Here is a 13,001-nt window from a genome sequence, read left to right as displayed (position 1 = left end):
CTCCATTCAACGGCGGCCGACCGCATAGAGGCCCTGCGGCCGCCACAGCAGGACGGCAACCATCAGCCCGATGTTGGAGAACAAGGCCGCCTTCGGTGCGAGGAAGCCGCAGTAGTTGGCCATCAGGCCCACCAGCAGCGCGCCCACGAAGCATCCCAGCGTCGAGCCCAGCCCGCCGATGATGATCACGATGAAGATCAGCGTGTTGACCTGCGCGCCGATCTGCGGGATCACGCTCTGCTGGTAGAGCCCCCACAGCACGCCGCCGAGACCTGCCAGCCCCGAGCCGGCGACGAACACGGCCACGAACAGCCGCCGGATGCGATAGCCGAGGCTCTCGACCATCTCGCGATCCTGGACTCCGGCGCGGATCAGCAGACCGAGCTTGGTACGGTTGAGCAGCCACAGCAGCCCGACGAAGACGGCAAGGCCGACGACGACGGCCAGCAGCCGGAACTTCTCGACCGCCACGTCGCCGACCACGAGCGCGCCGCGCAACGACTCCGGCGGCTGCAGCGGGATCATCTGCGCGCCCCAGACCAGCTTGATCAGTTCCTCGCCGATGATCATCCCGCCCATCGTGATCAGGATCTGCTTCAGGTGCATGCCGTAGACGGGTCGCACCAGCACGCGCTCGAAGACCAGACCCAGCGCCGCGGCGCTGGCGATGCCGGCCAGTGCCGCCACGGCGACCGCGAACAGGTTCGCCGCCAGCGACGGGCTCGCGACGAATCCGCCGTAGGTGTTCATCGCCCCCATCACCGTCGTCGCGACGAAGGCGCCGAGCGCGATGAACACGCCGTGCCCGAAGTTCAGCACGTCCATCAGGCCGAAGATCAGCGTCAGCCCGGAGGCGATGACGAAGATGATCAGCCCCATCGCGAGGCCGGCGATCGTCAGCGTCGCCCAGCTCGACATCGAGCCGATGAGCGGCAGCGCCGCCAGCGCCAGCGCGGCGATCAGCAGCAGCGGGATCGCGTCGAATCGTGCCTGCGGCACCGGAGAGGTCTCGTTCATTGATGGGCCGCCAGCGACAGTCCGAGCAGCCGCTGCTGCAGCGCCTCGTCGGCGGCCAGGTCGGCCATGCGGCCCGCATGCACGACACGGCCGTCGTCCATGACGGCCACGCCGTCGCCCAATGCCTGGGCGACCATGAAGTTCTGCTCCACCAGCAGCACCGTCGTCCGCGCGCCGTCGCGTCCGCGCTGGATCTCCCGCAGCGCCTCGATGAGGTTGCGGATGATCGCGGGCGCCAGCCCCTTGGTGGGTTCGTCGATCAGCAGCAGCCGGCGCGGCTCGACCATCGCGCGCGCGATCGCCAGCATCTGCTTCTGCCCGCCGCTCAGCTTGCCGGCCGGGTACAGCCAGAACTTGCGCAGCGCCGGGAACAGCCCGAACAGCCAGTCGAGCCGTGTGGTGTCGAGGTCGTCGAGCGAGCGCGCCCTGCGCGCCGCCAGCAGCAGGTTCTCGCGCACCGTCAGGTCGCCGAAGATGCCCATGTTCTCGGGCACGTAGGCGATGTCCAGGCGCGCGATCTCCGGCGTCGGCACGGCCTGGATCTCGCGGCCGTCCAGCAGCACGCGACCCGCGCTCGCGCGCCACAGACCCATCACCGTGCGCAGCGTCGTCGTCTTGCCGGCGCCGTTGCGGCCCAGCAGCATCGTGACCTCGCCGTCGGCAACGGCCAGGTCGACGCCGTGCAGGATGTGATACGCCCCGATGTGCGTCTGCACCCGCTCGAGCCGCAGCAGCACCCGGCCCTTCGACGCGTTGTCCGTCCCGTCCGTCGCCGTATCCATCGGCATTCCCGTCGATGCGGCGGCGTTCATGCGGCCTCCGGCATCGCGAGCCCCAGATAGGCGCTCTGCACGACCGGCGAGGCGATCACCGTCTCAGGATCGCCGTCCGCCACGAGCTGCCCGTTGTGCAGCACGACGATGCGATCGGCCAGCTCCCGCACGACGTCCATCTTGTGCTCGACGAGCAGGATCGTGTGCGTCCCTTCCGCCTTCAGCGCGCGGATCAGGTCGAGGATCACCGGCACCTCGTCGACGCTCATGCCCGCGGTCGGTTCGTCGAACAGATAGACCTTGGGCTTGAGCGCCATCAGCATCGCCACCTCCAGCTTTCGCTGGTCGCCGTGCGGCAGGCTCGCGGCCGGCGCATCGACGCGATGACCGAGCCGCACGCGCTCGACGATGGCGCGCGCCTCGTCGAGCAGCTCGCGGTGGTTGAGCCACACCGAGAACATCCTCAAGCCTTCCCCACACCGCGACTGCACGGCCAGGCGCACGTTCTCCAGCACGCTCAGGCTCGGGAACAGCTGCGTCAGCTGGAACGCCCGCCCTAGGCCCCGCCGCGTGCGCAGCGGCGCGGCCAGGCGCGTCAGGTCTTCGCCGTCGAGCAGCACGCGACCGGCGCTCGCGCCGAGCTGGCCGGAGATCAGGTTGAAGTAGGTCGTCTTGCCGGCGCCGTTGGGCCCGACGATGGCCGTCAGCGTGCCCGGATGGAAACTGCAGCTGACGCGGTCGACGGCCGTGTGGCCGCCGAACCGGATGGTGAGGTCGCGGGTCTCGAGCATCAGGGACAGGTGCCGATCACGTAGTAGTTGGGCGCGGTCTGCTTCAGCGTCGTGGTGACGAAGATGTTCCACAGGCCCATCGCCTGGTTGGAGCCGTTGGCGTAGGTGATGCCGTACAACGCGTAGGCGCGGCCGGAGATCGAGTGGGTGTAGTTGGACGCGGTGAAGCAGGTCGCGGGCGTGCCAGGATCGCCCGGGTCGCCGGGATCACCGGGGTTGCCCGTCGTGCCGCCGGCGACCTTGTCCACCATCGCCTTGAGGGCCGCGATCTGCGTGCCCGCCTTCTGCGCGAAGTTCGAGCCGTACCAGCCGACCCAGTCCCAGCAGCCGTTCGGGTTGGGCAGCAGGCCGCTGGCCGCGGTCGAGCGCGAGGTGTTGTCGACCTTCGTCTGCGGAAACAGCACGACGATGTTGTTGGTGTCGGCCCAGCGCGAGAAGCCGGTGTTCCTCACGAACTTGTCGCCGATGGTCGCGTAGTTCTGCTGGCAGCCGTGCAACGCGACGTGCAGCTTGCAGACCTGACCCGCCGCGCAGTTGGCCGGCACGTAGGCCCAGCCGGTCGCCGCAAGGCCGGGGTTGGTGCTGAACGCGGTCTGGTCGAACTCGATGTAGTTGGCCGCGGCGGGGCTGTTGTTGCGCGCGCTCAGCGTGCCGTAGAGCTTCGTGAGGACCGCCTTCGCGCCGTCGTAGCCGCAATTGGCGATGTAGGGCGACGCGCTGCTGCCGCAGCTGTTGTTGCCGGTGGCGTCGAAGTCGGTCGGCAGCACGTGGGCGGTGCCGCTGCGCTGGACGTATTCCAGGTTGGCGGCCGTGACGCCGTTGTTGAGGTACTGCGTCTGTACCGCGTTCATCGGATTGGGACCGACGGTCGTGTCGCTCAGGCCGACGAACAGGTAGACCTTCTGGGACGCGACGTTGCTCTTGGCGTCGATCGCCGTGCCGCTCCAGTTGTTGAGGTCGGCCTGCATCGTGTTCAGCGCGGACGACGAGATCGTCGCGTTGTACATGCAGGCGGTGTAGTTGCTGTGGCCGGCGCAGTTGTAGGGCCCGGCGGCGAAGACGCCGACGCCCTTGAACGTCGATGAATGCGCGTAGCCGAGCTGGTTGGCCATGAAGCCGCCCGACGAAAGACCCGACACCGTGATCTGGGTCTTGTCGATGTTGAGCGATGGCAGCGGCACGGCGGCCCGCGCCAGACCGGCCAGCAGGAACGATGCAGCCACCGCGACGGTGGGAACGAAACAGCGGAACGCGGAACTTCGGACAGCGGATGACTTCATTGGAAACCTCCTTGATGTCGACGGACCTTCGGCGTTGGATTCGCGGCGCTGGATGCTCAGCGCTTGTTGCGGATGGGGATGCTCATTTCCTCCGGCTTGATCTCGCGCACCAGCTCGGGCACGCCCCAGGCGAAGGCCGGATCGACCTTGATCTTGAAGTGGTACATCGATTGCATCGCCTGGTGGTCCTCGGGCCGGAAGGTCATGCGGCCCTTGGGCGTCTCGAAGCTCATGCCTTCCATGGCCTTGATGAGCTTGTTGGTGGTCGTGTCGCCGCTGGTTTTCTTGAGTGCCTCGACGACCGCGATCGCCGCGCTCATGCCGCCGGCGGTGAAGAAGTCGGGCGGTGTCTTGAACTGCTTGTAGTGGTTGGCGACCAGCCACTCGTTGACCGGATTCTTCGGGATGCCGAAGTAGTAGTAGGTCGCGCCCTCCATGCCGGGCAACGCCTTGTACGCCGCCATCGCCGGCAGGATGTTGCCGCCCGTGGCGATCTCGATGCCGTAACGCTTGAGGTCGAGGTCGGCGATCTTGAACGGGTTCCCCGCCCCGGCCCAGATGATGAAGATCACCTTGCGGCCGGGCTGGTCCTTGAGCCGGTCGATGAGACGCTGCGCGCCGGCGGTGAAATCGGTGGTGGTGGTCGGCAGGTATTCCTCATGCACGACCTTGGCCTTCTTGATCGCGTCCTTGAAGGCCTTCACGCCGTCGCGGCCGAAGGCGTAGTCCTGCGCCAGCGTCGCGATCACGGTGCCCGGCTTGTCGAGCGCCACCGCGTTGGAGATCGCGTCCTGCGAGCTGTTGCGGCCCGTCCTGAAGATGTACTTGTTCCACTTGTCGCCGGTGATCGAATCGGCGACGGCGGGCTCGACGAGCAGGATCTTCTTGTACTCCTCGGCCACCGGCAGCAGCGCCAGCGCAACACCCGAGGAGGACGGTCCGACGGCGATGTCCGCCTTGTCGTCACCATAGGCCGCGGCCAACAGACTCTTGCCGACGTCGGGCTTGCCCTGGTCGTCCTTCTCGATGACGACAAGCTTGCGGCCCGCCACGGTCATCGTGCCGCCGGTCGCGTAGTCCAGACCCATCAGGAAACCGGTCTGCGTCTGCTTGCCGTAAGCCTCCAGCGGGCCGGTGCGGCTGTAGACGTGAGCGATGCGGATCTCCTTGCCTTGGGCGAGCGCCGGGGCGCTGATGCTCATGCTCAGGACGGCGGACAGCGCCAGCACCGCGCCGGTCGCGGCGCGGATGAAGCCATGGGTCATGGAACTTGTCTCCTGTGGGCGGTCCGGTCGTGCGCCGGACTCGATGGGGCTCCTTTGCAAGGTCCATGCCGACTGCGGTCGGCCAAGCGCGGGCTCTCCACGACGCAGGGGGCATCCCTCCGGGAACCCCCAGCATCATTCCGGCCCCACCGGGGCTCGCTGACTCCCGCTTCGTCTTGCGAGGGTCGTGGTGATCGTCCTGAAACGACGACGCCGCTGTCCGGGTTTCAGACAGCGGCGTGTGTTGGCGAACAGAAGCTTGTCCGGAAACCGGTCAGTGTCCGGAGTCCAGACAGCGGCGTGATCGGCACGCCGCCCGGGAGCGGTGCGTCAGGTGCGGAAGGTCGCGACGTGCTCGTTGAGCAGGCGCGCCTGCTGTTGCAGCGATTCGGCGGCGGCAGCGGTCTCCTCGACCAGCGCCGCGTTCTGCTGCGTCATGTCGTCCAGATGCTTCACGGCCTGGTTGATCTGCGCCAGGCCGTCGGACTGGCCCGCGCTCGACTGGCTGATCTCGGCGACCGTGCCGCTGACCTGTTGCACCGACTGCAGGATCTGGCCCATCGCCTCGCCGGCACGGCCGACCTGGGCACCGCCCGCGTCGACGCGCGTGACCGAGTCGTTGATCAGCGCCTTGATTTCCTTGGCCGCGTTGGCGCTCCGCTGCGCGAGCGCGCGCACTTCGGAGGCCACGACCGCGAAGCCGCGGCCCTGCTCGCCCGCGCGGGCCGCCTCGACCGCCGCGTTCAGGGCCAGGATGTTGGTCTGGAAGGCCACGCCGTCGATGACCGAGATGATGTCCGCGATCTTGCGGCTGGCGCCGGCGATGCCGTCCATCGTTTGCACCACCTCGCCCATGACGTCGGCACCGAGCTTGGCGCGATCGGCCGCGCCGATGGCCAGCTGGTTCGTCTGATGCGCGGCCTGCGCGGAGTGCGTGACCTGCTGCGTCAACTCGTGCATGGACGCGGCCGTCTGCTGCAGGCTGGAGGCCGCCTGCTCGCTGCGCTGCGACAGGTCCTGGCTGCCCATCGCGACTTCGCGCGACGCATGCTGGATGGAGTCCGTGGCGTCGCGGATGGCGCGCACCAGATCGCTGAGGCGCCCCTGCATCGCGGCGACCTGCGTGAGCACCTGGCCGATCTCGTCGTTGCCCATGCCCTCGCCGCCGGTCACCTGCGCGCGCAGATCACCGTTGGCCACGGCCTCGACGACCTCGCGCATCTGGTTCAGCCGGCGCTTGAGACCGCGCGCGAACCATTCGACCGCGCCCAGCGCGGCGATGCCCACGGCGATCACCAGCGCCAGCGCGATCATCCCGTCGCGGCGCGCGATGCCGGCCACATCATCGATGTAGACGCCGGAGCCGATCACCCATCCCCAGGGCTTGAAGCCGGCGACGTAGGAGCGCTTGGGCTCCGGATCCTTGGCGCCGGGCTTGGGCCACAGGTAGTCGACGAAGCCGCTGCCCTGCGTCTTGACGGTGTCGACGAAGGCGACGAACAGCTTCAGGCCGTTCGGGTCCTTGTTGCCGGAGAGGTCCTTGTCGTTGAGCTCGGGCTTGATCGGGTGCATGACCATCTTGGGGGTCATGTCGTTGATCCAGATGTACTCGTTTCCGGAGTAGCGGATCTTGCCGATCTCGGCGGCGGCCTGCTTCTTCGCGTCGGCCTCGGTGAGGCCGCCCGATCCGATGCGGTCGAAGTGGCGCTTGGCGATCTGCTCGGCGTTCTTCACCTGCTCGACCGTCGTGATCATCTTGACGTCCAGCAGGCTCATCGCGGAACGGTGGCTCAGCCACATCACCAGCACGACGAAGCCGACCACCGCGGCGAGCACCGCGACGCGCAGCTTGGTGGCCAGCGTCCAGGCCCGAGGGGCCGTTCCCTTCGCGGTCGTCGTGGCGCCCGAGGGCGCGTCCGCATGGAAGCCGGTGGCAGTCGTGGTGAGCGTGTTCATGAAGTCTCCTGGGCGGGCCGGTCCATCCGGTCCTCATCGTCTAACCCCGGCCTCGAATATGCGCATGCCGCACGGTGTGCGGCAAGCCCCCAGAACCCTCGAAGAAGCCCTTGAACACAGGCCAAACGTGACGATGTGACGTCGCCCCCACCCTCCGTTCGAGGGCCTTCCGCTGCCGTACGCGTCAGGCAGAAGCGAGCTCGGGGTACTTCGCCAGCTTCTCGTAGAGCGTCGCGCGGGAGATGGCCAGCATCCTCGCGGCGGCGACGCGGTTGCCGTTCGTGCTCCTCAAGGCCTGCGCGATGGCGGCGCGCTCCAGCTCGGCTTTGCGGGCGGGCAGGGTCTCCGTTTGACCGAGCCCACGCTGCGGCTGCCGGTACCCCTCCTCGCTCCCACTTCTCCTCACGCTCGAAAGGTCGCTCGGAGGGGCACCGGCAGCCGCAGCGTCCGCATCGCCCGTGGCGATCGCGTCCGTCAGCGTCGCCGCCTCGTGGAGCCCGAAATGCCTCGGGAGCAGCTCGTCGTCATCGCTCATCAGGAAGGCCTGCTCCAGCGCGTTGCGCAACTCGCGCACGTTGCCGGGCCAGGTCTTGCCTTCAAGCGCCTTCAACGCCGAAGCGCTCAGCGTCTTCGGCGCGAGGCCGCTGCGCCGCGCGATGTCCCCGAGCAGCACGTCGACCAGCGTTCCGATGTCCTCGCACCGCTCCCGCAGCGCGGGCAGGCGGATCGGCAGGACGTTGAGGCGGTAGAAGAGGTCGGCGCGGAACTCGCCGCGCTGCACCATCGCCGCCAGATCGCGGCTGGTGGCCGCGATCACGCGGACATCGACCTTCACGACCTCGTTGCTGCCCAGCGGTTCGAGTTCCTGCTCCTGCAGCACCCGCAGCAGCTTGGCCTGCAGCGCCGGGGGCATGTCGCCGATCTCGTCGAGGAAGAGCGTGCCGCCGTCGGCCAGCTTGAACTTGCCCTCGCGCCCCTTGCGATCGGCGCCGGTGTAGGCGCCGGGCGCAACGCCGAAGAACTCCGACTCCAGCAGCGTCTCCGGCACGGCGGCGATGTTGACCGACACGAGCGGCCGGGCCGCGCGTCGCGAGGCCGCGTGGATGGCATGCGCGAGCAGTTCCTTGCCGGTGCCGGTCTCGCCCAGGAGCAGCACCGTCGCCTCGGTCTGCGCAACACGGCGCGCGTGGCGCTTGACCTCGACCGCGGCCGGGCTGGCGCCGACGAAGTCGATGATCCGGTGCTTGGCGCGGCGATTGCGGGACTGCTCGGCGGCGAGCTGGCGACGGGTGTCGTCGAGCTCCGCCTGCAGGCACGCGAACTTGTTCATCAACGGTTGCATCGTCGTCTCGGGATGGTCCAGCAGGACCATGCCCATCGCGCCGATGACGTCGCCGCCGGGACCGCGCAGCGGCAGCCGGCTGACGAGGAAGGTCCCCGCCTTGTTGGTCAGCAGGTCCACGAGGATGGGCTGACCGGTGTCGATGACCTGCGCCATCAGGGTGTTGGGAACGACCTCCTCGACGCGGCGGCCGACGAACTCGGATTCGTCGCGGAAGCCGAGCGCGGGCAGGAAGCGCTTGTAGCCCTCGCTGATCCAGACGACGCGGTGCTCGCGGTTCACCACCATCGCCCCCTGCGCGGTGCTGGCCAGCACATCGAACATGGATTGCGCCGCCAGCCGAAGCACCGCCTCGGCATCCTGGGGAATGTCGTTCATGGCTTGTCTCCTGGACGTTCGTCCTGGGCCTTCCGCAGCACGGAAGGGTGTCCGGGATCGGCCTGCCGCCACGCGGCGTCGCCCCGGATCTGATGCGGACCAATGTAGCAGCCGCCTCCCGGTGCGAAGGCCGTCCCTGCACACGAGCTCCCTGGGGAATCCCCGAAGAGGACCTCTCGCCGCGCGGGAGGCGATCCGGCTATAAACCGCCCTCATGGCCATCGTGGATTCCTGGACTTCGGCGCGGGCGGCAAGGCAGGTGCTGTCGCTGGCGCACAAGCTGCTGTCGGAACGCGGGCAGGCGAACAGCCTGGGCCTGGCCCATGACCTGAGCGGCCGGATGGGTACGCTGCCGGCGGAGGCCTGGCCGGCGGTCTTCGACAAGCTGGCCGCCGACTTCAATCCTGACCCCGCCGCGGTGCTGCGCGCCGCGCAGGCCTATGCCGACGCGCCCGGCACCGACACGCTGCGCCAGTTGACCGACGTGAGCGAGCCGCCGCGGCAGGAACTGTTCCGCCGCCTGAACCGCGCGCCCGGCGGCACCGGGACCCTGGTGCGGATGCGGCGCCGGCTGCTGGAAGGCCTGGCATCACACCCGGACTGGCGCATGGTCGACGCCGACCTGCTGCACCTGCTGTCCTCGTGGTTCAACCCCGGCTTCCTGGAGATGCGGCAGGTCGACTGGCACTCGCCCGCGCACCTGCTGGAGCAGATCATCCGCCACGAGGCCGTGCATGCGATCGACGGCTGGGACGACCTGCGCCGCCGGCTGCTGCCGGACCGGCGGCTGTTCGCGTTCTTCCATCCGCAGTTGCCGGACGAGCCGCTGATCTTCGTGGAGATCGCGCTGCTGCCCGACATGCCGGACGCGATCGCGCCGCTGATCGGCAAACGCAGCGAGCCGATGCCGCCCAACAGTTTCAAGACCGCCGTTTTCTATTCGATCAGCAATTGCGAGCCGGGCCTGCGCGGGGTCTCGCTGGGCAACTTCCTGATCAAGCGCGTGGCCGAGCACCTGCGGCGCGAGCTGCCGCGGCTGAAGCAGTTCTGCACGCTGTCGCCCATGCCGGGCTTCGCGGCGTGGCTGCAGGCGATCCGGTCGACGGACGACGAGTCGCCCGCAGGCGCGGGCCTCTCCGGTCTCTCCAGTCTGAAGCCGGCGCAGCGCACGCGAGCGGCTGAGGCGCTCGAACGACTGAAGCGCCACACGCCGGCCGAACTCGCCAGCCCGGGCGCGCTCGACGACGAGGCGCTGCAGGCCGACCTGCGCCGCCTGGCCGCCGTGTACCTGATCGGCCAGACGCCGCTCGCGGGCGGGGATCCGGTGGCACGCTTCCATCTCGACAACGGCGCCCGGCTGGAACGTCTCAATCCCGGCGGCGACCGCTCGGCCAAAGGGCTGAAACAGTCGCACGGGATGATGGTCAATTACCTGTACGACCTCGACCGCATCGAGGAACACCACGAAGCCTTCACCCAGGGAGAGATCGCGACGGCGCGCGCCGTCGGCGGTCTGCTCTGACCTTTTCGACACCCTTGCCTACCGACACCGCGGCCCGCAGAGGCCCACAGGAGACACGCATGACCCAGAGTTCCACGACCCGCCGCCGCCTGCTGGGCGCCGCCGCCCTGGCTTCCCTGTCCGCCGCGGGCGCGGGGCTCGCGCCTTCGGCGTTCGCGCAGGCCGCCTGGCCGAGCCGGCCGGTGGTCATCGTCGTGCCCTTCCCCGCCGGCGGCGGCACCGACGCCTTCGCCCGGCCGCTGACCGCCGTGCTGACCAAGCAGACCGGCAAGCAGTTCATCATCGACAACAAGGGCGGCGCCGGCGGCACCGTGGGCGCGACCATCGCGTCCAAGGCCGCGCCGGACGGCTACACCTTCTTCATGGGCGCGGTGCACCACGCGATCGCGCCGGCGATGTATCCCAAGCTCGACTACAAGCTCGAGGAGGACTTCATCCCCGTCGCCCTGGTCTCCAGCGTGCCGCAGGTCATCGTGATCAATCCGCAGAAGGTGCCCGTCACCGACGTCAAGGGCCTGCTGGACCTGCTCAAGAAGAACCCCGGCAAACTGAACTACGGGTCCGCGGGCAACGGCACCTCGCACCACCTGGCGGGTGAGCTCTTCAAGCTGCAGACGCAGACCTTCATCACCCACATCCCCTACCGCGGCGCCGGTCCGGCGCTGCAGGACCTGATGGCGGGCCAGGTGGACCTGATGTTCGACGGCCTGGGCTCGTCGGCCGCGCACATCCGCGGCGGCCGCATCAAGGCGCTCGCGGTGGCCTCCTCCAAGCGCGCGCCGGGCTTCCCGGACATCCCGAGCGCGACGGAAGCCGGCATCCCGCAGTACCAGGTGTCGACCTGGTACGGCCTGTGGGCGCCCAAGGGCACGCCGAAGGAAGTGATCGCCGCGATGCAGGCCGAGCTCCGCAAGGCCTATGCGACGGAAGAACTGAAGAACATCTGGACGGGGCTGGGCACCGACATGCCGACGCTCTACGGCGATGCGTTCGGCAAGTTCGTGCACGGCGAGGTCGTGCGCTGGGCCGACGTGGTCAAGCGCAGCGGTGCGAAACTGGATTGATCCGACAGCGATTGCCTGAACCACGGCCTGCGACTCCCGACATGAACGCTCCCCAGAAAGCCACCGCGAACGCCAACCTGTTCGCCGCGCTGCGCGCGAATTTTTCCGACGACCTGGACGCCTGCGCGATCGAGCTGGCCGACGGCCCCGACGCCGGCCAGCGCTACAGCTGGCGCGACATCGACCGCGCCACGGCGATGATCGCGAACCTGCTGGACTCGCTGGACCTGCCCGCGGGCAGCCGCGTCGCGGTGCAGACGGAGAAGAGCGTGGAGGCGCTGCTGCTGTACCTCGCGGTGCTGCGTGCCGGCTACGTCTACCTGCCGCTGAACACGGCCTACCAGGCGGCGGAGCTCGAGTACTTCATCGGCAATGCGGAACCGGCCGTGGTCGTCTGCGCGGGCAGGCATTTCGGCTGGATCAGCAAGCTGGCGTTCCAGGCGAAGGTGCCGTGGGTGTTCACGCTGAACGAGGACCGCAGCGGCACGCTGCTGGACCGCGCGGTGCAGATGCCCGATTCGCACCAGGTGGCGGAGAAGAAGGCCGATGACCTGGCCGCGATCCTCTACACGAGCGGCACGACCGGTCGCAGCAAGGGCGCGATGCTGAGCCACGGCAACCTGCTGTCCAACGCGGAGGTGCTCAAGCACTACTGGGGTTGGAAGGCGGATGACGTGCTGATCCACGCGCTGCCGATCTTCCACGTGCACGGGCTGTTCGTGGCGTCGCACGGGGCGCTGCTGGCCGGGGCGAAGATGCTCTGGTTCAACCGCTTCGATCCGCGCGGCGTGATCGCGCGGCTGCCCGACGCGACCCTGTTCATGGGCGTGCCGACGCTGTATGTGCGGCTGCTCGAGCAGGCCACGCTGACGAAGGACGCGTGCGCGCGGATGCGGCTGTTCATCAGCGGTTCCGCGCCGCTGCTGATCGAGACCTTCCACGAGTGGCAGCGCCGCACCGGGTTCACGATCCTGGAGCGCTACGGCATGAGCGAAACGATCATGCTGACGTCCAACCCCTACAAGGCCGAGGACGGCGAGCGCCGCGGCGGCACGGTCGGTTATCCGCTGCCGGGCGTGGGCCTGCGCGTCGTCGACGACGCGGGCGCGCCCTGCCCCAGCACGGGCGACGGCGAGATCGGTCACCTCCAGGTCAGCGGGCCCAATGTGTTCTCGGGCTACTGGCGCATGCCGGAGAAGACGAAGGAGGAGTTCACCGCCGACGGCTGGTTCAAGACCGGCGACGTGGGCCGGCGGGACGACCGCGGCTACGTGACGATCGTCGGCCGGAGCAAGGACCTGATCATCACCGGCGGCTACAACGTGTACCCGGCGGAGATCGAGGGCTGGCTCAACGAGCTGCCCGGGGTCGCGGAGTCGGCCGTGGTCGGCGTGCCGCATCCGGACTTCGGCGAGGGCGTGATCGCGGTGGTCGTGCCGCGGGCCGGCGCCGCGCTGGACGGCACGACGCTGGTCGCGGCGCTGAAGGACCGCATCGCCGGCTTCAAGGTGCCCAAGCGCGTCTTCGTCGAGACCGAGCTGCCGCGCAACGCGATGGGCAAGGTGCAGAAGAACCTGCTGCGCGAGCGGCATCGGGGGCTGTTCGGCTGAGCA

The 13,001-nt window shown here is 68.6% G+C and carries 10 protein-coding genes; 3 read left to right on the top strand and 7 right to left on the bottom strand.

Going from position 1 to position 13,001, the window contains the following annotated elements; genetic code table 11:
- Positions 1–6: 6 nt before the first annotated feature.
- From AC07OZ_RS13880 to AC07OZ_RS13850, 7 genes are all read right to left on the bottom strand, one after another.
- The gene (locus AC07OZ_RS13880; protein WP_495467683.1) at positions 7–1,017 is read right to left on the bottom strand and encodes a branched-chain amino acid ABC transporter permease; all 1,011 of its coding nucleotides are present in this window, start codon (positions 1,015–1,017) and stop codon (positions 7–9) included.
- A complete protein-coding gene (locus tag AC07OZ_RS13875) occupies positions 1,014–1,799 on the bottom strand; it encodes an ABC transporter ATP-binding protein (RefSeq protein WP_495467982.1) in 786 nt (261 codons plus the stop codon). The genes AC07OZ_RS13880 and AC07OZ_RS13875 overlap by 4 nt, the downstream gene beginning before the upstream one ends.
- Before the next feature lie 26 nt (positions 1,800–1,825).
- The gene (locus AC07OZ_RS13870) at positions 1,826–2,581 is read right to left on the bottom strand and encodes an ABC transporter ATP-binding protein (RefSeq protein ID WP_495467682.1); all 756 of its coding nucleotides are present in this window, start codon (positions 2,579–2,581) and stop codon (positions 1,826–1,828) included.
- Positions 2,581–3,861 (bottom strand): extracellular catalytic domain type 2 short-chain-length polyhydroxyalkanoate depolymerase, encoded by a 1,281-nt coding sequence (locus tag AC07OZ_RS13865; RefSeq protein WP_495467681.1) that lies wholly within the window; start codon positions 3,859–3,861, stop codon positions 2,581–2,583. The genes AC07OZ_RS13870 and AC07OZ_RS13865 overlap by 1 nt, the downstream gene beginning before the upstream one ends.
- A gap of 56 nt (positions 3,862–3,917) precedes the next feature.
- Positions 3,918–5,063, bottom strand: coding sequence for a substrate-binding domain-containing protein (locus AC07OZ_RS13860; RefSeq protein WP_495467981.1), 1,146 nt, complete (start codon positions 5,061–5,063; stop codon positions 3,918–3,920).
- Positions 5,064–5,456: 393 nt separating this feature from the next.
- Complete coding sequence (locus AC07OZ_RS13855) at positions 5,457–7,082, bottom strand: methyl-accepting chemotaxis protein (RefSeq protein WP_495467680.1); 1,626 nt, start codon at positions 7,080–7,082, stop codon at positions 5,457–5,459.
- A 184-nt stretch (positions 7,083–7,266) separates the two neighbouring features.
- Positions 7,267–8,802: a sigma-54 interaction domain-containing protein gene (locus tag AC07OZ_RS13850; RefSeq protein WP_495467679.1), complete on the bottom strand. Its 1,536-nt coding sequence runs from the start codon at positions 8,800–8,802 to the stop codon at positions 7,267–7,269.
- Between the two features lie 214 nt (positions 8,803–9,016).
- On the opposite strand from AC07OZ_RS13850, the gene AC07OZ_RS13845 reads away from it, so the two are divergent.
- From AC07OZ_RS13845 to AC07OZ_RS13835, 3 genes are read left to right on the top strand one after another with little or no spacing between them, the layout of a single operon-like run.
- Positions 9,017–10,324: a malonyl-CoA decarboxylase domain-containing protein gene (locus AC07OZ_RS13845; protein ID WP_495467678.1), complete on the top strand. Its 1,308-nt coding sequence runs from the start codon at positions 9,017–9,019 to the stop codon at positions 10,322–10,324.
- A gap of 59 nt (positions 10,325–10,383) precedes the next feature.
- Entirely contained in the window at positions 10,384–11,388 is a 1,005-nt protein-coding gene (locus AC07OZ_RS13840) for a Bug family tripartite tricarboxylate transporter substrate binding protein (RefSeq protein WP_495467677.1), read from the top strand.
- A gap of 41 nt (positions 11,389–11,429) precedes the next feature.
- Positions 11,430–12,998 carry a malonate--CoA ligase gene (locus AC07OZ_RS13835; protein WP_495467676.1) on the top strand — a complete coding sequence of 523 codons (1,569 nt, stop codon included), beginning with the start codon at positions 11,430–11,432 and terminating at the stop codon, positions 12,996–12,998.
- The last annotated feature ends 3 nt before the right edge of the window (positions 12,999–13,001 follow it).

It is taken from the genome of Roseateles sp. GW821-FHT09G03, from assembly GCF_059416045.1.
This window is presented reverse-complemented; position numbering and strand designations above follow the sequence as displayed.